The sequence below is a fragment of the Nocardia sp. NPDC049707 genome (genome assembly GCF_040674855.1).
Classification (GTDB): domain Bacteria; phylum Actinomycetota; class Actinomycetes; order Mycobacteriales; family Mycobacteriaceae; genus Nocardia.
In genome coordinates this window covers 192,550-211,605 of the sequence record NZ_JBFANN010000003.1, presented here as the reverse complement: position 1 = coordinate 211,605, position 19,056 = coordinate 192,550, and the positions used below count along the sequence as shown (strand labels likewise).

22 protein-coding genes and 1 pseudogene are annotated in these 19,056 nt (G+C 65.3%); 16 read left to right on the top strand and 7 right to left on the bottom strand.

Going from position 1 to position 19,056, the window contains the following annotated elements:
* Window positions 1-57 precede the first annotated feature (57 nt).
* Both AB0J29_RS05275 and AB0J29_RS05270 read right to left on the bottom strand, forming a co-directional pair.
* Entirely contained in the window at window positions 58-654 is a 597-nt protein-coding gene (locus AB0J29_RS05275) for an NAD(P)H-dependent oxidoreductase (RefSeq protein ID WP_364779563.1), read from the bottom strand.
* A gap of 20 nt (window positions 655-674) precedes the next feature.
* Window positions 675-1,100: a DUF4440 domain-containing protein gene (locus tag AB0J29_RS05270; protein WP_364779560.1), complete on the bottom strand. Its 426-nt coding sequence runs from the start codon at window positions 1,098-1,100 to the stop codon at window positions 675-677.
* Between the two features lie 95 nt (window positions 1,101-1,195).
* On the opposite strand from AB0J29_RS05270, the gene AB0J29_RS05265 reads away from it, so the two are divergent.
* Window positions 1,196-1,960 carry a TetR/AcrR family transcriptional regulator gene (locus AB0J29_RS05265; RefSeq protein WP_364779557.1) on the top strand — a complete coding sequence of 255 codons (765 nt, stop codon included), beginning with the start codon at window positions 1,196-1,198 and terminating at the stop codon, window positions 1,958-1,960.
* Window positions 1,961-2,102: 142 nt separating this feature from the next.
* Here the strand turns inward: AB0J29_RS05265 and AB0J29_RS05260 are convergent, their stop codons facing one another.
* Complete coding sequence (locus AB0J29_RS05260) at window positions 2,103-3,311, bottom strand: FAD-dependent oxidoreductase (RefSeq protein WP_364779554.1); 1,209 nt, start codon at window positions 3,309-3,311, stop codon at window positions 2,103-2,105.
* 107 nt (window positions 3,312-3,418) lie between these two features.
* On the opposite strand from AB0J29_RS05260, the gene AB0J29_RS05255 reads away from it, so the two are divergent.
* From AB0J29_RS05255 to AB0J29_RS05240, 4 genes are all read left to right on the top strand, one after another.
* A complete protein-coding gene (locus AB0J29_RS05255) occupies window positions 3,419-3,691 on the top strand; it encodes a hypothetical protein (RefSeq protein WP_364779551.1) in 273 nt (90 codons plus the stop codon).
* A gap of 41 nt (window positions 3,692-3,732) precedes the next feature.
* Complete coding sequence (locus AB0J29_RS05250; protein ID WP_364779548.1) at window positions 3,733-4,077, top strand: PEP-utilizing enzyme; 345 nt, start codon at window positions 3,733-3,735, stop codon at window positions 4,075-4,077.
* A gap of 47 nt (window positions 4,078-4,124) precedes the next feature.
* Window positions 4,125-4,763 carry a hypothetical protein gene (locus AB0J29_RS05245; protein WP_364779545.1) on the top strand — a complete coding sequence of 213 codons (639 nt, stop codon included), beginning with the start codon at window positions 4,125-4,127 and terminating at the stop codon, window positions 4,761-4,763.
* 455 nt (window positions 4,764-5,218) lie between these two features.
* On the top strand, window positions 5,219-5,593 hold the full coding sequence (locus AB0J29_RS05240; RefSeq protein WP_364779988.1) for a cupin domain-containing protein: 375 nt from the start codon (window positions 5,219-5,221) through the stop codon (window positions 5,591-5,593).
* A gap of 77 nt (window positions 5,594-5,670) precedes the next feature.
* Here the strand turns inward: AB0J29_RS05240 and AB0J29_RS05235 are convergent, their stop codons facing one another.
* Together AB0J29_RS05235 and AB0J29_RS05230 are read right to left on the bottom strand one after the other, a co-directional pair.
* A complete protein-coding gene (locus AB0J29_RS05235) occupies window positions 5,671-5,817 on the bottom strand; it encodes a hypothetical protein (protein WP_364779542.1) in 147 nt (48 codons plus the stop codon).
* A gap of 53 nt (window positions 5,818-5,870) precedes the next feature.
* Window positions 5,871-6,020 carry a helix-turn-helix domain-containing protein gene (locus AB0J29_RS05230; protein WP_364779539.1) on the bottom strand — a complete coding sequence of 50 codons (150 nt, stop codon included), beginning with the start codon at window positions 6,018-6,020 and terminating at the stop codon, window positions 5,871-5,873.
* A 100-nt stretch (window positions 6,021-6,120) separates the two neighbouring features.
* Here AB0J29_RS05230 and AB0J29_RS05225 point away from each other — a divergent pair, with 100 nt between their 5' ends.
* The 6 genes and pseudogenes from AB0J29_RS05225 (at window position 6,121) to AB0J29_RS05200 (ending at window position 11,806) form a co-directional block, all read left to right on the top strand.
* The gene (locus AB0J29_RS05225; RefSeq protein WP_364779536.1) at window positions 6,121-7,035 is read left to right on the top strand and encodes an MBL fold metallo-hydrolase; all 915 of its coding nucleotides are present in this window, start codon (window positions 6,121-6,123) and stop codon (window positions 7,033-7,035) included.
* Window positions 7,036-7,081: 46 nt separating this feature from the next.
* Window positions 7,082-7,210: pseudogene (locus AB0J29_RS05220) on the top strand (NmrA family transcriptional regulator); the annotation flags it as partial.
* 187 nt (window positions 7,211-7,397) lie between these two features.
* Window positions 7,398-8,135, top strand: coding sequence for a nitroreductase (locus tag AB0J29_RS05215; RefSeq protein WP_364779533.1), 738 nt, complete (start codon window positions 7,398-7,400; stop codon window positions 8,133-8,135).
* A 531-nt stretch (window positions 8,136-8,666) separates the two neighbouring features.
* Window positions 8,667-10,106 carry a proline--tRNA ligase gene (gene proS / locus AB0J29_RS05210; RefSeq protein ID WP_364779530.1) on the top strand — a complete coding sequence of 480 codons (1,440 nt, stop codon included), beginning with the start codon at window positions 8,667-8,669 and terminating at the stop codon, window positions 10,104-10,106.
* 740 nt (window positions 10,107-10,846) lie between these two features.
* The gene (locus AB0J29_RS05205) at window positions 10,847-11,386 is read left to right on the top strand and encodes a MarR family transcriptional regulator (RefSeq protein WP_364779527.1); all 540 of its coding nucleotides are present in this window, start codon (window positions 10,847-10,849) and stop codon (window positions 11,384-11,386) included.
* Between the two features lie 21 nt (window positions 11,387-11,407).
* Window positions 11,408-11,806 (top strand): hypothetical protein, encoded by a 399-nt coding sequence (locus AB0J29_RS05200; protein ID WP_364779524.1) that lies wholly within the window; start codon window positions 11,408-11,410, stop codon window positions 11,804-11,806.
* A 123-nt stretch (window positions 11,807-11,929) separates the two neighbouring features.
* Here the strand turns inward: AB0J29_RS05200 and AB0J29_RS05195 are convergent, their stop codons facing one another.
* Window positions 11,930-12,691 (bottom strand): dienelactone hydrolase family protein, encoded by a 762-nt coding sequence (locus tag AB0J29_RS05195; protein WP_364779521.1) that lies wholly within the window; start codon window positions 12,689-12,691, stop codon window positions 11,930-11,932.
* A gap of 444 nt (window positions 12,692-13,135) precedes the next feature.
* Window positions 13,136-13,876, bottom strand: coding sequence for a helix-turn-helix domain-containing protein (locus AB0J29_RS05190; protein WP_364779518.1), 741 nt, complete (start codon window positions 13,874-13,876; stop codon window positions 13,136-13,138).
* Window positions 13,877-14,012: 136 nt separating this feature from the next.
* On the opposite strand from AB0J29_RS05190, the gene AB0J29_RS05185 reads away from it, so the two are divergent.
* The 5 genes from AB0J29_RS05185 (at window position 14,013) to AB0J29_RS05165 (ending at window position 19,005) form a co-directional block, all read left to right on the top strand.
* Window positions 14,013-14,468 (top strand): nuclear transport factor 2 family protein, encoded by a 456-nt coding sequence (locus tag AB0J29_RS05185; protein ID WP_364779515.1) that lies wholly within the window; start codon window positions 14,013-14,015, stop codon window positions 14,466-14,468.
* A gap of 81 nt (window positions 14,469-14,549) precedes the next feature.
* Window positions 14,550-15,386, top strand: a complete 837-nt coding sequence (locus AB0J29_RS05180; RefSeq protein WP_364779512.1) for an SDR family NAD(P)-dependent oxidoreductase — start codon at window positions 14,550-14,552, stop codon at window positions 15,384-15,386.
* Window positions 15,379-16,164: an SDR family oxidoreductase gene (locus tag AB0J29_RS05175; RefSeq protein WP_364779509.1), complete on the top strand. Its 786-nt coding sequence runs from the start codon at window positions 15,379-15,381 to the stop codon at window positions 16,162-16,164. The genes AB0J29_RS05180 and AB0J29_RS05175 overlap by 8 nt, the downstream gene beginning before the upstream one ends.
* Window positions 16,161-17,642, top strand: coding sequence for an FAD-dependent oxidoreductase (locus AB0J29_RS05170; RefSeq protein ID WP_364779506.1), 1,482 nt, complete (start codon window positions 16,161-16,163; stop codon window positions 17,640-17,642). Before AB0J29_RS05175 ends, AB0J29_RS05170 begins: the two co-directional genes overlap by 4 nt.
* A 13-nt stretch (window positions 17,643-17,655) precedes the next feature.
* Window positions 17,656-19,005 (top strand): MFS transporter, encoded by a 1,350-nt coding sequence (locus AB0J29_RS05165; protein WP_364779503.1) that lies wholly within the window; start codon window positions 17,656-17,658, stop codon window positions 19,003-19,005.
* The last annotated feature ends 51 nt before the right edge of the window (window positions 19,006-19,056 follow it).

Here is a 19,056-nt window from a genome sequence, read left to right as displayed (position 1 = left end):
CGATGGGGGGATATGGGCTGTGCGGTCAGCGGTTCGGGTAGGTGTGGCGGCGCGATGTCAGACGGCATACGGAAGTACGCTTCTGGCCTGACGCAATGACTGCCCCCACCAGGTGAGCTGGTCGAGCATCGCTTTTGCCGCTACGTCGGGCCCTGGGTCGGACGGTTTTCCGTCGGTACCGAAGACCTCGCCGTAGTTGTGGAAGCTGACGGTGTTACGGATCGTGACCGCGTGTAGCTCCGCGAGCACGACACGCAGATGCTCGACGGCGCGCACCCCGCCCGCGAGGCCACCGTAGGAGACGAAGCTGACCGGCTTGGCGTGCCACTGCTCGTTGTGCCAGTCGAGGAGGTTTTTCAGCGGAGCGGGAAAGCTGTGGTTGTACTCAGGTGTGACGATCACGAAGGCGTCGGCCCGGGCCAACCGCGGCGATACCGCGCCCAGCTGTGCTACGACCTCGTCGGAGGGGCCCTGCCCGAACGCCGGGAAGACGGTCGGCAGGGGCGTCTGAACGAGGTCGATCACGTCTACGGTCATGTCCTCGCGCGCGGCGATGTGTCCGGCGATCCAGTCGGCGACGACCGGGCCGAACCGACCGTCGCGAGTGCTGCCGATGATCACTGCCGTCTCGATGGTGTCGGTCGTGTTGGTCATGGAAATCCTCCAAGGGCGGATCAGGCAGGGTCTGTGGTTTGTAGTGGCGGGCCGCCGATGGGAGTGTTCTGCGCCGCGGCCAGCCACCATCGTCCGGTGCGCTCGACCAGGACATACAACGCCATCTCCGAGAATCCGCCGGAATCGATTGCGCGCCTGCGGATCTGCGTCACCACTACTCCAGGCGCGGGAGCGACGGCCGAGACCACCTCGAACCGGGACGGCGGAGCCACCTTCGCCGACACCAGACGGCGATGGATCGCGTTGATCTCGGCGTATCCCGCCACGCTCGCCCCATAGGGGCTGCCCCACACGATGTCCGCCGCGAAGGCGGCGTCGTATCCGTCGGCATCGTCGACGCCCTGCAAGCGTTCGGCGAATTCGACAGCCACCTGCCATGCCCGGACCTTGTCATCGGGGTCGCTCAGGGTTGGTCGAGCATCCACGCTGTGTCCTTTCCTTCGTCGGGACCATTTCGGGTACAACGTACTCAAAATAGGAATTCATTTCAAGTACGATGTACGCAATTGAGAGGAGGGCTATGCCGAGCCACGAGAACATGACGATCTGGATGCGGCCGGAGCAGTTGGAGCGCACCGGGCCGGGACGACGACCGCGCCGCAGCCGCGCCGAGGTGACCACCGCTGCTGTCCAGGTCGCCGACGGCGAGGGGATGGAGGCGGTCACGATGCGCCGGATCGCCTTGGAACTCGGCACCGGCGCCATGTCGCTGTACAGATACGTGGCAAGTCGTGACGACCTGATCGACCTCATGATCGACGCCGTCATGGGCGAGATCGACCTTCCGGCCGCATCGAGCGGAGACTGGCGCCGAGACCTCTCCCTGGTCGCCGAGCAGACGCGGATGGTGGGCTTGCGTCACCCCTGGTGGGTCGCCCTCGCCAACAGGCGGCCCACACTGGGCCCGAACTCCCTGGAGGTGGTGGAATTCGCGATGACGACCCTCGATGGGTTCGGATTGGACGTCGATGAAATCGCCAGTCTCGCCGGGATGGTGAGTGACTACACCTACGGCGCGGTCCAACGGGAAATCGGCTGGCTCGACCAGGCTCGGGCCACCGGCATGGATATGGCCGAATGGATGAGCGGTTACGTCGGACCGTATGTCGCTCAGATCATTTCCACCGAGCAGTATCCCATGTTCACCCGCTCGATCAGAGAATCGCAGGTTCCGCACCTGCCTCCCGAAGAGCGCTTCCGATACGGCCTCGACCGTGTGCTCAAAGGCATCGCAGCCAACCTCCCAACGGGAACCGGCCACGGCGAGAACACCTCTCAGCCTTGACCGCGGTGCGCCTTCGGCAACCTGCATTCGGCATGAGCGAGAGCGCTCAACGGCATAATCGTGCGTTCGTGAGAGATGCCTGGGGCAGTGCCTTTGCTATGCGTCGGACTCGCGGTGTTCAGTCGCCGAAATTGGCACCCGACTAGTTGTTGGCGCGTTGGATGGAGCGCCGGACCAGGCCGCGGATGCCGGGGAGCTGGATGGCGCGGAGCATCAGTTCGCCGGCCCACACATGTGTGCGTGACGGCGGGGCGAATCGGCTGATTCCTTTCTGGGCCAGCGCTTGTCGTTTGTGTACTTCCGGGCGCAACGACGTCTCCCAGGTGTCGAGAGCGGTGGGAATGTCATCGCCGTGCGCCGCTAGCGCGGTACCGAGCCGGTCGGCACCGTCGAGGGCGAGGGCGGCACCGTAACCGGCGAATACCGTTACGCACCATGCTGCGTCGCCGAGCAGGACGATTCGGTCGTGACTCCAGCGGTCCATCACGATTTGGCCCACCGAGTCGAAGTAGGCGGTGTCGGGGTCGGCCTCGAGTTGGTACAGGGCGTCGGCGACACCGCCTCCGAGATCCCCGAACGCTCGGGTGAGCGCGGGTGCGGCGCCGAGAGCCAGTTCGGCGGCCGGGTCGGGGCAGCGGTAGGTGAAGAACGCCGAGGACCGTTCCGGTCCCAAGTTCATCACCGCGGCTGTGCGTCCGGGGCCGATAAAGGTGGTGCTGACGCCTTCCTGTACGTGCTCGGGAACTGTTTCCAGCGGAAATGCGCCGACCATGTGACCCAGGTCCACGAAATACTCGGGCTCGGCGCCGAATACGAGCTCGCGGACTCGAGAATGCACGCCGTCGGCGCCGACGAGGAGTTCGGTTTGCAGGCGGGTGCCATCACTGAGGGTGACCACGACTTCCTCGGAGGTCTGGGCGACGGCCTGCACAGTGGTGCCGAAACGAATGTCGACGAGGTCGGCCACCGCGTCGTACAGCGCCGACTCCAAGTCGCCGCGGAACAGGCTCAGTGCCTGGTTCCCGACAGCAGCCTCGGTGACAGCGGCCGGAATCCTGAACTTCTCCCGGCCGTCCGCGTGGACGAGGACTGAGGTGAAGAACCCGATATCGCGCGGAGCCAGCGCCGGTATGAGCCCGAGCCGCTCGGCGGCGGCGTATCCGGGTCCGTGCAGGTTCACCAGGTAACCGCTACTGCGACGAGTCGGCGCGCGCTCGACCACGACGACGTCCCAGCCTTGCTGATACAGCCGCAACGCGGCGGCCAAACCGGCGATACCGGCGCCGATGACCGCCGCCCGCCTGCCTGGCGTCGTGGCGTGATGGTGAGCGGCGTTCTCGAGAGCTTCCATGTGCGACTCCTGTATCGATCCGTTGTCGGCGAAAGTTATCCACGAACTATCGTCATGCCGTCAACTAATAGTTGACGATGACCGGATCGTCAACCTATGGTTGACGCATGGATCGACAGGTGCCACTGCGCGACGTGATCGCCGCGATCGAGCGGGCCCACCCCGATAGCAGCCTGGATCAGTTGGTGGCAGCGGTGATTCACGCTGCGCACTGGTTGCGGCTGGCCGATCAACTGCTCGACTATTTTGTGGACCAAGCCCGGCACGCCGGCATGCCCTGGGCGGAAATCGGCGCCCACCTCGGTGTCTCCAGGCAGGCCGCGCAGCAACGATTCGCCACCCGCGTCGCAGAGCGCCATGCGGCTACCACGCAGCGGTGACGGGCCGAATCGTCGTGGCGCGGCGGACAGGAGGAACCAAGATGCCAGAAGCGCCGATCGTCACCGGCGCCCCGGCCAGCCGTGGTGTTGTCGCCGGTCCGGTCCGGCTGGTGCACAGTGTTGACGACTTCGACACGGTTCGGCCGGGCGATGTCATCGTCTGTCACACGACCGATCCGTCGTGGACAGTGCTTTTCGGCGTTGCCGCCGCGGTGGTGACCGAAATCGGGGGAATCCTGTCCCACGCGGCAATCGTCGCCCGCGAGTACGGGATTCCAGCCGTGGTGGCGGCCAAGGGAGCGATGGACGCCCTGGCGAATCATCGGACTATCTCGGTCGATGGGACCAATGGACACGTTCATGCCGTTCGCTCAACCCAACGTTGATGTCGCTTCACCAGGCATGGCTGCTCGACACGAAAGAAAGGTCCGGTATGACGCACGTTTCACGCAGTTCGGTGCTCGCGTTGCACGCAATCCGCCTCGGCGGGTTCGTTGATACGCAAGCGGTGGCCGATAGATATGGAATGCCTGTCGGCCTCGCCGAGTCGCATGTACGGAACTTCCGAGAGTGTGGTTGGATCAGCCGCTTCCGTTTCGGTGCGGACGCAGGGTGGTCGCTCACCGCGAGCGGGCGTGCGGAGAATGAGCGGCTACTCGCCGACGAGCTTTCCGAGTGCGGGGCAAAAGCGTTCGCGGAAGACGTCTATCGCATGTTTCTCCCGCTCAACGCACGGTTGGTGCAGGCCTGCACCGCCTGGCAGCTGACCATCCTTCCCGATGGCAGCATGACAGAGAACGACCACAGCGACGCGCAGCGGGACCGGTCGATCCTGGCCGAACTGGAAAGCCTCGCAGAGGAATTGGTTCCGCTGACGATTCAGCTCACCGAACGACTCGCCCGGTTCTCCGGTTACGACACTCGGTTCGCCGCGGCCCTCTCCCTGGCCGCCGACAATCCCGAGATGGTTACCGGCACCAAACACGATTCCGCCCACCGAGTTTGGTTCGAACTGCACGAAGATCTGATTGCCACGCTGGGTATCGACAGGGCACTCACCTCCGGCCCGTAAGTGAGTTCTCCAGGGCCCGGCGGTTCGGGTGGTCAGCCGCGCGCTGCTCAAAACAGCCCGAGTAGTCGGTGTGGGCTCGACGCACTGGAATCGGCTACAGCGACCTGCGGCTGGCTACCAGCTGCTCGCGGCGCTCATGGAAGGCTGCGCATCTGGCCACCGTCACGCACATCTGCCCTGGTAGCGAGCGATTTCTTCGATGGTTTCGGAGGTGATCCGATAAGATCGGTTCGGCGTGTGGTTTTTGTTTCCGCGGATGTGGTTATTGCCGCATTATCGGCGTCGATGTGTAGAACCTCGTGATGAATGGACAGAGCACGACGGGACCTCACCTATCCGCGTTGCGGTCCGCGACGGCGACTACTCGGTACGCAGTTGGTACGAAGGGAAGAACCGTGACCACAGAGCATACGCATCATCTCGAGAACCCGGACGCAACGACGGCCCCTCCCAAGATCGAAGTGATCGGGTCAGTTGCGGGAGCGCCGCAAATCCCGGACGGCGCTGAAGCTATGACGATCCTGGTCACTCTGGCCCCTGGGTGTGCGGGGTCACCGCCGCATCGGCATTCCGGTCCGGCATACGGCTATGTCATCAAGGGCGAGATGCTCTTCGAGCTGGAGGGTGAGCCGCAGCGGGTGATCGCGGCGGGTGAGACGTTCTGGGAGCCTGGTGGGGATGTCATCCACTACCAGGATGGGAACAACCTCGACGATGCCGAATCCATCTTCGTGGTGACGATGTTCTGCGCGCCCGGCCAGCCGATGCTGATTCCGGTAAGCACCAAAGAACTCGAACAGCGACGCCACTTGCGGGCGCCCCGTCCGTAGCGGATTGCTCACCGCCTGACCGGTAAACCGCTGAAAAGCATTGCCCGCTGGCGCTTTCGGGTTGTACGCGCCGCATGTCACCTGGTGATGCGGTCCGGCGGGTCATGCTCGCGCAGTTCCATCATGCGCAAATCCAGCGTGCCGTTGGCGACGTTGAGCAGGTACCGGTCGGCGTCGAGGTCGGCCACGGTGGCGGCTGGCAGTGCCGATGCGATGCCGAGCACCCGGCCGCGCCTACGCGGCTATGCGGGTTGGTTGACGGGTTGCAGGGCTGCCTCTACTTCATCCAGGCGCAGCCGGTGAGGCGTAGTCCGAGCCGATATGCCGGTAGGCATCCGTCTGCCACCATGTTGGTGACGGTGCGGCGGGTGACGCCGAGCACCTCGGCGGCTTCCGCGGGTGTGATGTACGTTTGCCACGGTGTCACGCTGCGTTCCATGCGTGTGAATCTCTCTCCGATCGTTGCTCATCATGCAGCCGATATTTCGGCGCATCCCATGCGCGTATGAACTCGACAGGAGACAAACATGAGCTTGGACAACACCGCACAACTCGGTGGTCAGGGGCCCGACGAGTTGGTTCCGTCGCGCTACGCACTGCAGGTCGGCGAGATCGACGTGCTGGTGATCAGCGATGGGGTGCTACCGATATCTGCCACGACGTTGGCCACCAACGCCGACCCGGCTGACCTGGCGGCCTGGCTGGACGACATGTTCCTGCCGCCGGACGTGCTCGAGTGGCCGCTGAACGTGGTCGTGGTGCGTAGCGGCGATCGGACCGTACTCATCGACGCTGGGCTAGGGGTGGAGTACCCGGACTTCCCGCGGGCCGGGCAGTTGGCCCACCGACTGGAGGCCGCCGGCATCGATCCCGCGTCCGTGACCGACGTGGTGCTCACCCACTTGCACATGGACCACGTTGGCGGGCTGCTCGCCGACGGGCTGAGGGGCCGGCTGCGTCCGGACCTGCGGGTCCACCTGGCGGCCGCCGAGGCCGAGTTCTGGGCGTCGCCCGATTTCTCCCGGACCTCCATTCCGCCGCCGGTGGTGGACGCGCTTCGGTCGGCCGCCTCGCGGTTCTTGGACGAGTACCGCAGCCAGCTGCGGCCGTTCGAGGCGGAGTACGAGGTGGCGCCGGGGGTGCTCGTCAGTCGCACCGGCGGCCACACGCCTGGGCACAGCGTGGTCCGCCTGGCATCCGGCGGCGACCGGCTGACGTTCGCCGGCGACGCCGTGTTCGCGGTCGGGTTCGACAGCCCCGAGTGGATCAACGGCTTCGAACACGACCCCGAGGCGGCGGCCCGCGTCCGGGTCGATCTTTTGCGGGAGCTGGCGGCGACCGGCGAGCCGCTGGTGGCCACTCACCTGTCGTTCCCATCCGTCGGCCGGGTGGCGGTTGCCGGCGACGTCTTTCGTTGGGTACCGGCCTGGTGGGAATACTGACCGCGTGTTGGTCAGGGCCGAACTAGTGTCTTGCGTCGGGAATTCAGCGGCGTCACCGAAGACGGGTGTCAACATCCTGACGAAAGAGGGACTCGCTGAAATCCTGACCGGGACACAAGTCATTGTCGACGTGTCGAATTCGCCATCCTTCGACGATGAGCCGGTGGTCGACTTCTAGACCCCCTTCAGGAATTGGCTGGCGCACAATGCCGGCTGCGCCTCAGGAGCGAAAGGCTCCGCGTGGCTGACGCATTCGCACCCGTCCGCCGAATGGAACCGAACGACATGACATCGAATGCCACTCCCGTGAGCCCAACGGACGCAGGCATGGAGAGCAGAGTAGACCCGAGAGGTAGGCGATCTTGGACATCTATGAGGCGGTCATGAGCCGACGGGCGGTGCGCGGATTCACCAGCCAGCAAGTCCCGAGGGAAGTGCTGGAGCGCGTGCTCTCCGCCGCGGCTTGGTCACCGTCCGGATCGAACCTGCAGCCGTGGAACTCCTACGTACTGACTGGCACGCCGCTGGCCGAGCTGAAGAAGCTCGCAGGCGCGCGCGTGGCCGCAGGCGACCCCTGGGACGAGCGGGAATACGAGATGTACCCACCTGTACTGAAACCCCCGTACAGCGAGCGCCGAGTCGCCTTCGGCAAGGAGCGTTACGGCGAACTCGGTATTTCGCGCGAGGACATGGCGGCTCGCCAGCGAGCAGCCGCCGCGAACTGGGACTTTTTCGGCGCACCCGCCGCCCTGTTCTGCTACATCGACCGCGACCTGGGCCCACCTCAATGGGCCGACGTCGGCATGTATCTGCAGACCGTCATGCTGCTGCTCCGCGCCGAAGGGCTCCACAGTTGCCTGCAAATGGCGTGGTCTGTGTACCGCAAGACCGTTGCGGAGATCGTGTCACCACCGGACGGGCTGATTCTCTTCTGTGGCATGTCGATTGGATTCGAGGACGTCACAGTCGGTTACTCCCGTACGGGGCGTGCGCCGCTCGACGAGACGGTCACGTTCGTCGAGCGGCGCCCGGCACGCGGAGGACCTCGGCGTGTCAGCGGCCCCAGCGTCGCGGATTACCTCACAGACAGCCACGAGTGACGTCGACGATGACGCGCGTGCATGGCTGGTTTGGAAGCATCGGCGCTGCGGCAACTCGGTCGACGACACGAGGTTTTCCTCGTCGAAGACGGCGGGCTGCGTGGCGAACCTGTGGGATGCCTGTGCCGGAAGATGCTCGCATTCGGCCGTGCTGGTGGCAATCGGAATCCTTACGAACTCGATGCGGGCGACCCACTCATTGGAATCGGCGTGCCTGCTGGTGCATTCGGGTGTTGCGCTCACGGTTACAGGGGTATTCGTCGGCCATCGGCTCGTTTCTTTTGGTTACGCGGAAATGCGTACGCGGAATGTAGCTCTGGCACTTCCGTAACGGAACCAACAATTCGAGTCGAAATAGAGGTTCAACCGATTGCGGCACAATGGGATACATTTCCGATGTTGATCAGGGCGGCGTAAAGCGGCACGGCTGGGGTGAGACGGGTATCAGAGCACTCGCCTCTTCGGTGCGTTGGGGCGGAGGCTTGATGAGGCAGGTCACTACGCCGCCCGCTGGGGCACTAGCCTGGTGGCATGGCACGCGATGAGCGCGGTGTAACCGCCCAGAGTGAGGATTTCACTTCCTGGTACAACGAGTTGGTTGTGAAGGCCGGCCTCGTCGATCGGGGTCCGGCCAAGGGCACGATGGTTATCCGACCGTATGGCTATCGCGTGTGGGAGTTATTGCAAGCCGAGCTGGATGCGCGGATCAAGGCCACCGGGCACGAGAACGCGTACTTTCCGTTGCTGATTCCGCAGAGCTACCTCGAGCGCGAGGCCGATCACGTCGACGGGTTCGCTCCTGAACTGGCCGTGGTGACCCACGCGGGCGGCAAAGAGCTCGAAGAACCGCTGGTGGTGCGGCCGACGTCGGAAACCATCATCGGGGAGATGATGGCCAAGTGGATTTCCTCGCATCGCGATCTGCCGATGCTACTGAACCAGTGGGCCAATGTGGTCCGGTGGGAGATGCGCCCCCGAATGTTCTTGCGCACCACCGAATTTCTGTGGCAGGAAGGCCACACAGCGCACGTTGATGAGCAGCAGGCGCGCACGGAGATGATGCTCGCGCTCGACATCTACCAGGAAGTGGCGCGCGAGTACGCGGCGATGCCGGTGGTGGTGGGTGAGAAGACCGCCGGTGAGAGGTTCGCGGGCGCGGTCGCCACGGTGACTATCGAGTCGATGATGCGTGACGGCAAGGCTTTGCAGGCCGGTACATCGCATTACATGGGGACCAACTTCGCGACAGCGTTCGGTATCCGCTACGCCAGCGTGGACGGGCGAGAAGAGTTGTGCCACACCACGTCCTGGGGTATGAGTACCCGAATGCTCGGCGGGATCGTGATGACCCACGGTGATGATCGCGGCCTGGTGCTGCCGCCCCTGCTGGCGCCGCATCAGGTGGTGATCGTGCCGATCACCCGTGGCGACAGCGCGGATGTGGTGGCGGCCGCGCATGCGCTGGCCGGGAGTCTGCGCGGTGCTGGTGTTCGGGTGCATGTCGATGACCGCGACCAGCTCAGCCCGGGATTCAAATTCAACGATTGGGAACTCAAGGGAGTGCCGGTCCGGGTCGAGTTGGGGCCACGTGACCTCGCGGCCGGGACCGCAGTGTTGGTGCGGCGTCTGGGCGATCACGGTAAGCAGTCGGTGCAGTTGGATACGTTGCCGCACCTCATGCCAGGCATTCTCGCAGAGTTTCAGGCGTTCCTGCTGGCTCGGGCCACCGAGTTCCGCGATACCCACACCGCCGATGTCGAGGACTGGGCCGCGTTCGAGTCCGGGGTTGCGTCGGGATGGGTGCGAGCGCTGCATTGCGGGCAGCCGGCTTGTGAGGACGACATCAAGGCCATGTCGGCGGCTACGCCGCGATGTGTGCCGCTGGACGGGCCGCCGGAAGCGGGCCGGTGCGTGCGTTGCGACGCCCCGGCCGTCTACGGCAAGCGGGTGATCTTCTCCCGCGCCTACTGAAACGCCACGTGGATCGCCCTGGGTTCAGGGCGATCCACGTGGTTTCGAGGTCGGAGTATTCGTCCAGCACGGCAAGGGTTTTCGATCGTCCGTATCCGGATGGGTCCCCGGCCTCGAGCAGTAACCACCGACCTCGGGCCACACTCGTTTGCTGTTGCTGTTGCTGTTGGCGCTGTAGGTCAGGAACGTGCGACCCGCAGCCGGGGGACCGGTCACGCTCGCCCGATTCGCCTGCGGCCCTTGGGAATCGTTGTGGGGTGTGTTTCGCGGACTCAGGCGCTCGAGGGAGCGGCCGAGCCGGTCGGGTTTGGTCACCACCAGTTGGTCTCAGGGCCGGTTGGCCACCAGCCGCGCCTTGCTCAGCTCGGGCTGGGAGGCGAGTTTGTCGGATGCCTTGTCGATGAATATCTGTTCGCATCCGGCTGCGGTAAGTGCGTCGTGCAGGGCTTCGGGTGCTGGTCGCGGGTGGAGACTCGCCCATAGCCGATGCGCATGGTGTGGAGTGTATTGCGAATCCCTGACAGGTTGACGTTGGTGCGTACACGGCAACCTTGACAGATCCGTCCTGCGGAAACCTGTGTGACTCGCAGCGATGAGTGGCGGTGATCTCGCGATATGAGGTGGCGGTCGATGCTCGAGGCGTGGCTTGGCCAAGGGATCTTCGCCGGGTTGTCCTCGCTCGACCCGACATATTAAGGTAGTCATTCATTATGAATGACGTACATAATTCTGCCCCTGGGATGGCACGTGATGAGGATGGCCTGCTGTACGACCCTGGCGTCCGACAATCGATGCAGGTACTTGCAACCGGAAGCGACGTCGGCTCGCTGGAAGCGGCCGCAGCTCTTCGATCGGCATGGCAGGCTGTCGACCGGCTGCGGTCCAAGGGCACGGGCGCCCGCGGACTGAGCACGGGGGCCTTGGACGTGCTGGGCCGCCTCGCGGTGTCCGACCACGATCTGAGCATCGGGGATCTCGCACGTGCCTGCGGAGTTAGTTCACGCAATGTCACCGGTCTGGTGGACACACTCGCTGGCAACGGCCTGGCCGAACGCGTCCCGGATCGGCAAGATCGCCGCGCGGTGCGCGTGGCGATCACCAGCGCCGGACACGAATGGCTGGAGTCGTTCCGTCAGCCGACCGGCCGGGCTATGTCGGCCATCTTCGCCGGATTCACCCCCGACGAACTCGCTCAACTGCGCCACCTGTGTCTGCGAGTCGTCGACAACCAGCGCGGGATCCAGCAATACCTCGATGACACCAGCCGACCAGCCCTTTGAACCAGCCGCACGGGAGACACGATGACCACCACCTCACCGACCCGAGAAACCGTCCAGGCATATCATCGAGCCCGCTTCCGTGGCGATATCCCTACTGCCGCCGCGCAACTCGGCCAGAACTTCTCTTTCCGCAGCCCTTTCATCGAATCCACCAGCCCGACCGGACATCTCGCCGGCATCGAACAGCTCATCCAGATCATCGACCACATCGATATGGTCAGCGAGCTGTACAGCGATACCGACGCCGTACTCGTCTACGACCTCCACACGAACTCGCCTGCCGGAATTCAGCACACAGCCGAGCATTTTCGCGTCCACGACGGACGCATCGCCGCGATTAGGCTCATCTTCGACGCCACCCCCTGGCAGGCCATCATGGCCGTTCAATCCGCCACCGAAACTGATCTCGAAACGCGCTGACGGACCGCACACCTGCGGAACACAACGGTGAATAATGACTTCACTGAATCAGTGGGTCGGTGGGGCGGCACATGGGTCCAGCCTGGTTTGGCGCCCCTCCGGATCCAGCTTGGATTTCCTCAGCTACTGTCGCAGATTGCGGTCGAACAGGGCCAGCAGTTCGCGGTAGTGCCGTTCGGCGGCCTCGGGGTCGTGGGCGGAGGTGTCGGCCTGGGTGTAGCCGTGTTGGGCCCCCGCGTAGACCTCGGTGCGGTGGCGGACGCCGGCGGCATCGAGTGCCTTGTCGAACTGGGCGATGTGTTCCGGAGTCATGTGCTGATCCTCGCCGGCGTGCGCGAAATACAGCTCCGCGGTGATGTTTCCGACGGTCAGGTGCGGACTGTCCGGAGTGCCGGTGACGAGCGGTCCGCCATGGAATCCGGCCACCGCCGCCACCCGATCGGGGAACATCGCGGCGGTCAGCACCGCAAGCCGGGCACCCATGCAGTAGCCGGTGAGGCCGACATTCCCCGCGGCGACCTGCGGCGACGCTGCGAGCCATTCGAGGTAGGCGGCGGCATCGGAGCGTAGAAGTTCCGGTGTGAGCTCGCGGATCATCGGGATGACCTGTTGGAAGATCTCCGGCCGCTGCGCCGGGTCGATGAAGTCCGGTAGCTCGATTACCGGTGCACGTCCGTGCCGGTAATAGGCGTTCGGGATCAGGACGGTGTAGCCGTGGGCGGCAATACGATCGGCCAGCGACCGCAGGCTGGGCCGTAGTCCGAAACCGTCCTGAATCACCAGCACTCCCGGATGGGCGGCGCCATCGTCGGGGTAGGCGACGTACGCGTCGGCGACACCATCGGGTGTCCGAATGTCGACCGACATACCGTGCGTTGTAGTCATCGTGAATCCTTCTGTCGTAGTTGATGTCCTGTGATCAACACGACGAAGGCGGAGCCCGCGCAATACCGCAGGATCCTCGATCGTAAAGCGGGCCAGCACCGGCCCGCGCGGCGCTCAGAAGAGCACCGGGTAACCCATCCGTGTGTGGCGCAACGCCGTCCCGGTAGTCATCGCCTCATATCGTAGCCCACCGGTCAGGGCCGATGGCACGCTCTGAATCCCCTCGGCTGTACACCTGCTCGAAATCCATGAGACGGCAACCGAATTCGACATCGCCACCCAGTTCGCTGAGCCGGTCGCGCAGCATCGCCTCGGTGCGCCACTGCGACAGCACATTCGGGTACCTGCGGCGCGGGGGTCGGTTCGCGTGGGCGGCGCGCCATGTGTTTCGGTGCCCGTCTCGCGGTGCGGGCCAGGGATTCTCGCTGACCCGCACCGCGCTGGTCAGCGGAGCAGCAGTGCTCCCAATCGCCGGGCCGCGTCCATGACGGCCGCGCCCAGCTTCTGCTCGTCCGACGAGTCGAACACCGAGACACCGATGCTGACGAGGTCTGCGGGGCGCCGGTTCGGCACGGCGGCCGAGATGCCCGTGATCGAGTGAGTCACCTCCCCGGTCGTCACCGCGAACCCGCGCTCGCGTGCGTGGGTGACCTCGGGGCGTTCCCCTTCGCGCGGCGGTAGGGCCGCGAGCATCGCCAGACCCGCCGACCCGCGGTTGATCGGATCGACCTGACCCGGGTGGAAGCCGACGTGAGCGCGCGAGTTCCGCGGTTCGATGACCATCATGGCGCGGACCGCGTCCTCGCCCTCCCGGACCGCGAGGTGCGCGGTCGCCTCGACAGCGTCCGCGAGCTCCTCGAGTACCGGTCGCGCGAGTTCACGCAGATCCTGCTCTACCGAACCCGCGAGCGAGATGAGCCCGGAGCCCGGCAGGATGCGCTTGTTCTCGGTGCGTCGGCACAGGCGGTGTGCCTCCAGGGTGCGTACGAGACGGTCCGCGACGGTCCGATGCACGCCGACTCCGGCCGCGATCTCGGTGATCGTCAGCCCGTACTTGTGCTGCGTCAGCAACTCGAGGATTTCGAGCCCATGGTGCAGCGTTTTCGACATCCGCGAATCGAGTTGGATACCGCTGGTCCTTCCAGGGGTTTCGCTCGTTTTCGCATCGGATCGGATCGATGTCATGCATCCCTCCCTTGACGTATGTGAGGCGAGTCACCTACTCTTCACCTTAATCGCACTATGCGTCCGATTATCGCACACATGGCGAGGCGGTGCAATCCCGATGGATGCACCGGAGAGTGACCGAGGAGTTCGTTTTATGACCGGGACGGGTATCAATGCCGCTGCCGACATCGGTGCGGCGGCATTCATGGAGATTCACCAGCTGTACGGTCGTCAGAGCCACCTCATCGACGAAGGCTCAGCCGCGGCGTGGGCGGCCACCTTCACGGCGGAGGGCGAGTTCCACTCGCCCAGCTATCCGGAACCGGTCGTGGGGACGGTCGCGCTCACCGAGTTCGCGAACAGGTTCTTCACGAACGCGTCCGCGGCAGGGGAGGCGCACCGGCACGTGCTCACCAACATCGTCGTCGACCGCGCCGGCGAGGACGAACTCGAGGTTCGCGCCTACCTGCAGATCGTCGCGACACGGATCGGCGGCGAGTCCCGCCTCGTGCGGTTCACGACCGTCACCGACCGTGTGGTGCGAGAGGACGACCAGTGGCGCATCGCGCGCCGGTCCGTCCGCCGGGACGATCAGAGCCGACCGGCCTGACCATCTCGTCACCGCGAGCCTCGACAAACGAGAGCCTCGAATCTTATGCAGAACATTGCTTTTGGAGGAAAACACCCGATCATGACCGACACCGCCGACACCCAGAATCCCGGCCGCACCGACGCGTCGCAGATGACGGCGCTGTACCCGGAGATGGCTGGCAAGGTCGCCGTCGTCACCGGCGCCGCCCGCGGCATGGGCGCGGCCTTCGCCGCCGGTCTCGCGACCCGCGGCGTGCACGTCGTGGGCGCCGACATCAACGAAGAGCAGATGGCCGCGACCGCGCAGGAGATAGCCGACGCACTCGCCGCGAACTCGCTCGCCGATACGCCGGGCCGCGTCGTCGGTGCCCGCGTCGACGTGACCAAGGCTGACGAGCACGAGGCCCTCGCACAGACGGCGCTGCGGGAGTTCGGCCGCATCGACTTCTGGATCAACAACGCGGGCATCTTCCCGTTCGCCCTGGTCGAGGAGATCTCCCCGGAGCAGATCGCCGCGGTGCTCGACGTCAACGTCGAGGGCGTGCTGTTCGGTTCGCAGGCGGCGGCGCGACACATGGCCCCGGGCAGTGCGATCGTGAACATGTCGTCGGTGTCGGCGCTGCGCGTCCGGCGCGGCCGCGGCGCGTACTGCACGTCCAAGGCCGCTGTCGCGCACCTCACCGAGTCGCTCGCGGTCGAGCTCGGCGACAAGGGAATTCGCGTCAACGCGATCGCACCCGGCTATATCGACACCGAGATGACCCGCTGGGTCCGCGAGGACCCTGCCGCGCTCGAGCACGCACTGAACGTCGTACCCCTGCACCGCATCGGCTCGCCGGAAGAGGTCTTCGGCCCGCTGCTGTTCCTGCTCTCGGACAGCGCCCGCTACGTGACCGGGCACTCCATCGCTGTCGACGGTGGTTCGCGGCATGTCTGAGTCCATCGCCTACCCGGGCGTCGTGCTCGTCACCGGCGCTGCGGCCGGCATGGGGGCCAACCACGCCAAGGCGCTCGCCGAGCGCGGTGTGCACGTGTGTCTGGCCGACGTCGCGGACACCTCCGCGGTGCTCACCGAGATCGAGGCCGCCGGCGGCAGTGCGTCGGCGCACGAACTCGACGTCGCGGACTCTGCCGGGTGGACCCGCGTGATCGACGAGATCCGTTGCACCGCAGGGGAACTCGGCGGCCTGGTCAACAACGCCGGTATCAGCCGTCGACGCGAGTTCATGGATACCCCGGACGACGTCTGGGAACTGACCATGCGGATCAATCTGTTCGGGCCGTTCTACGGGATCAAAGCCGCCGCTCCATTGATGAGGGGGAGCGGGGGTGGATCGATCGTGAACATCTCGTCGATCTCCGGGCAGATCGGATATTTCTCGCCCGCGTACGCGGCGAGCAAATGGGGCCTGACCGGGCTGTCGAAGTCGGCGGCGGGACAGCTCGCGAAATGGGGCATCCGGGTGAACTCTGTGCATCCCGGACTGGTCGGCACCGCTCTCGTCGGGGGAGCGGATGCCTTCATCAAGGCCTCACTGGGCAGCATTCCGGCCGGACGCATGGGCACCGTCGACGAGATCACGAACGCGGTGCTGTTCCTGCTGTCCGACCGGTCCACGTACATGAACGGCAGCGAGGTGACGGTGGACGGTGGCCTGGTGTCCAACGGGCTGTACCACCGCATCGTCGCCGAGACGGGAGGGGTCCTCTCATGAGTGAAGACACCTGGGACGTCGTCGTGATCGGCGGCGGCGGAGCGGGACTGGCGGCCGCCGTGTCCGCTTCGGAGCAGGGCGCGTCGGTGTTGCTGTTCGAGTCGCAGACCGAATTGGGCGGCTCGACGCAACTGTCGGCGGGTCTGTTCACCGCCGCCGGGACCAGCGTGCAGCGCGGCCTCGGCATCGAGGACTCCGCGGAGAAGTTCTTCCAGCACTACATGGACCTCAACCACTGGATGCTCAAGCCGGGCCTGGTTCGGGCGTTCTGCGAGAACACCGGGCCGACGCTCGAATGGCTCATCGGCCTGGGCGTGGAGATCCCCGCACGAGAGTCGGCCAACGCGCACATGCCGGGCCTGTGTCAGGCCGGTGTCGAGGACGTCTGGCGCGGCCACGTGCCCAAGGACCAGGGCTACGGGCTGGTCCAGGCGCTCGACAAGGCGCGCCGAGAACGCGGCGTCGAGGTCGTCATGAACACCCGTGTGCAGTCGCTGCTCATCGAGGATGGCCGGGTGGTCGGTGTCGTCGCCGACGACATCGAGGTCCGCGCGTCGGCGGTCGTGATCGCGAGCGGTGGGTTCGCGCAGAACAAGGGCCTGGTCGACCAGCTGTACCCGTTCGCGAACAGGGGCGGGGACTCCCTGTTCGTCGTGGCCGCCCCGGGCAGCCAGGGCGATCACCTGGCCTTCGGCGAGCAGGTCGGCGCGGCCGTCGCCGGTGCGGGCTGGGGTCTGATGCTGCCGACGGTCTACTTCCAGCGGTACCACCACTGGCAGTCGGGCTTCCCGCCCAAGTCGCGGATCTACGTCAACGGCCAGGGCCGGCGGTTCATGGACGAGGACGCGTCGTACGCGGTCTCGACCGGGATCATCGACGCACAGGAGGGTGGCGCCTGGGTCGTGTTCGACGACAAGGCTCGCCTGAATCTTCCTGCCGGATATGCTGATTGGGATTCCGGTCGGATTCTCGAAGAGGCTGATTCCGGACGGACGCTGCGGGCCGATTCCGTCGCGGAACTCGCCCGGGGGATGGGTGTGCCAGCCGATGCTCTCGCGGCGGCAGTCACGCGATGGAATGCGCAGCTCCCGAACGGCGTGGACGACGACTTCCTCCGTCATCGCACGCTGGCGAACAAGGGCTCCACCGCTGACCCGGATCCGATCGATCAGGGTCCGTTCTATGCCGCGCGATTGCTGCCTGCCGAGCTCGTCTGCACGCACGCGGGCGTCGAGATCGACAGCAACGCGTCCGTACTGGACCGGACCGGTAGTCCGGTCGACGGACTGTTCGCGGCCGGAGAAGCCGGAGCCGGAATCCTCGGCCTCCGGTACGTAGGCGGCGGCAACGCCGTGGCGAACGCCCTCACAATGGGCCGGATCGCCGGAATCAACGCCGCACATACCGCGCGCGGCGAGTCGATGACATCGACGGCAATAACAACCGCAGCACCGAGCGTGTTGCATGCTAGACACTGACAAAGGACCACCCATGCCAATAAACGACACTGTGGAGCCCGCGGCTCGTAACTCCGAGCCCGTCCGCGGACCGGCTCCCGCGCCGGTCGCGCAGAAGCAGTCCACGGTCAAGGTGGTTCGGGCCGCCATCGTCGGTACCGTCGTCGAGTACTACGACTTCGGTATCTACGGCTACATGGCCACGATCATCGCGTCGCTGTTCTTCGTCTCGGAGAACGACACCGCCGCGCTGCTCGGTACGTTCGCGACGTTCGCCGTCGCCTTCTTCCTGCGCGTGCCGGGTGGCATCTTCTTCGGCCACATCGGCGACAAATACGGCCGCAAGAACGCCCTCTCCTGGACGATTCTGCTGATGGTCGTCGCGACCGCGGCGATGGGTCTGATGCCGACCTATATCACGCTCGGTGTGTGGGCGACGGCGATCCTGGTGCTGGCCCGCTGCCTCCAGGGCTTCGCGGCCGGTGGTGAACTGGGCGGTGCCAACGCCTTCGTGTCCGAGTCCGCTCCGGCCAAGTGGCGCGCCTTCCAGACCTCGATGGTCAACTCGGGCACCTACCTCGGTTCGCTCGTCGCGTCGCTGATCGCGCTCGGTCTCACCTCGGTGTTCACGCACGACCAGATCATCTCGTGGGCGTGGCGAATTCCGTTCCTGCTCAGTGTCGTGATCGGTGTGGTCGGCGTCTGGATCCGCAACCACATGGAGGACACCCCGCAGTTCAAGGAGCTCGAGGACAAGGGCGAGACCGCGAAGGTCCCGGTCAAGGAGCTGATCACCAGCTCCGGCGGCGCCCTCGTCAAGATCATTTTCCTCGGTGCGCTCATCACCGGTGGCTACTACATCGCCTCGGTGTACGCGGCGACCTACCTGCAGAAGGCCGGTGGGCAGTCCTCCACCGTCGCGTTCCTGTCCACGTCCCTGGCGCTGATCCTCGGTGTCGTCACGCTGCCGATCGCGGGCTACCTGGCCGACCGCCACGGCCGCAAGCCGGTGCTGTTCGTCGGCAGTATCGCCGCCGTGGTGTTGGGTGTCCCGATGTTCATGCTGATGGCGGGCGGGAGCATCTGGCAGGCGGTCCTCGGGCAGTCGGTGCTGTTCATCGCGGTGTCGGTGGTCAACGGTGCGTCGTACGTGACGTACGTCGAGATGCTCAAGGCGTCGGTCCGCTACAGCGGTCTCGCCCTGGGCAACAACATCACCAACATGGCCCTTGGTGGCACAGCGCCGTTCATCGCGACGTGGCTGATCGACATCACCGGTAACAGACTCGCGCCGGCCGGCTACTTCGTGTTCTGCGCGCTGCTCACCCTCGGTGCGGTGTTCTTCGTCAAGGAGACCAAGGGCATCGAGCTCCGCGCCGACTAGTACGGCTGGGTCGGGCCCTGCCGGTGGCGTCATCGGCAGGGCCCGTTTTCG

Coding starts and splice junctions, on each gene's coding strand:
- AB0J29_RS05275 (WP_364779563.1), bottom strand. CDS start 654: ATGACCAACACGACCGACACCATCGAGACGGCAGTGATCATCGGCAGC.
- AB0J29_RS05265 (WP_364779557.1), top strand. CDS start 1,196: ATGCCGAGCCACGAGAACATGACGATCTGGATGCGGCCGGAGCAGTTG.
- AB0J29_RS05260 (WP_364779554.1), bottom strand. CDS start 3,311: ATGGAAGCTCTCGAGAACGCCGCTCACCATCACGCCACGACGCCAGGC.
- AB0J29_RS05255 (WP_364779551.1), top strand. CDS start 3,419: ATGGATCGACAGGTGCCACTGCGCGACGTGATCGCCGCGATCGAGCGG.
- AB0J29_RS05250 (WP_364779548.1), top strand. CDS start 3,733: ATGCCAGAAGCGCCGATCGTCACCGGCGCCCCGGCCAGCCGTGGTGTT.
- AB0J29_RS05245 (WP_364779545.1), top strand. CDS start 4,125: ATGACGCACGTTTCACGCAGTTCGGTGCTCGCGTTGCACGCAATCCGC.
- AB0J29_RS05225 (WP_364779536.1), top strand. CDS start 6,121: ATGAGCTTGGACAACACCGCACAACTCGGTGGTCAGGGGCCCGACGAG.
- proS (WP_364779530.1), top strand. CDS start 8,667: ATGGCACGCGATGAGCGCGGTGTAACCGCCCAGAGTGAGGATTTCACT.
- AB0J29_RS05205 (WP_364779527.1), top strand. CDS start 10,847: ATGGCACGTGATGAGGATGGCCTGCTGTACGACCCTGGCGTCCGACAA.
- AB0J29_RS05200 (WP_364779524.1), top strand. CDS start 11,408: ATGACCACCACCTCACCGACCCGAGAAACCGTCCAGGCATATCATCGA.
- AB0J29_RS05195 (WP_364779521.1), bottom strand. CDS start 12,691: ATGACTACAACGCACGGTATGTCGGTCGACATTCGGACACCCGATGGT.
- AB0J29_RS05190 (WP_364779518.1), bottom strand. CDS start 13,876: ATGACATCGATCCGATCCGATGCGAAAACGAGCGAAACCCCTGGAAGG.
- AB0J29_RS05185 (WP_364779515.1), top strand. CDS start 14,013: ATGACCGGGACGGGTATCAATGCCGCTGCCGACATCGGTGCGGCGGCA.
- AB0J29_RS05180 (WP_364779512.1), top strand. CDS start 14,550: ATGACCGACACCGCCGACACCCAGAATCCCGGCCGCACCGACGCGTCG.
- AB0J29_RS05175 (WP_364779509.1), top strand. CDS start 15,379: ATGTCTGAGTCCATCGCCTACCCGGGCGTCGTGCTCGTCACCGGCGCT.
- AB0J29_RS05170 (WP_364779506.1), top strand. CDS start 16,161: ATGAGTGAAGACACCTGGGACGTCGTCGTGATCGGCGGCGGCGGAGCG.
- AB0J29_RS05165 (WP_364779503.1), top strand. CDS start 17,656: ATGCCAATAAACGACACTGTGGAGCCCGCGGCTCGTAACTCCGAGCCC.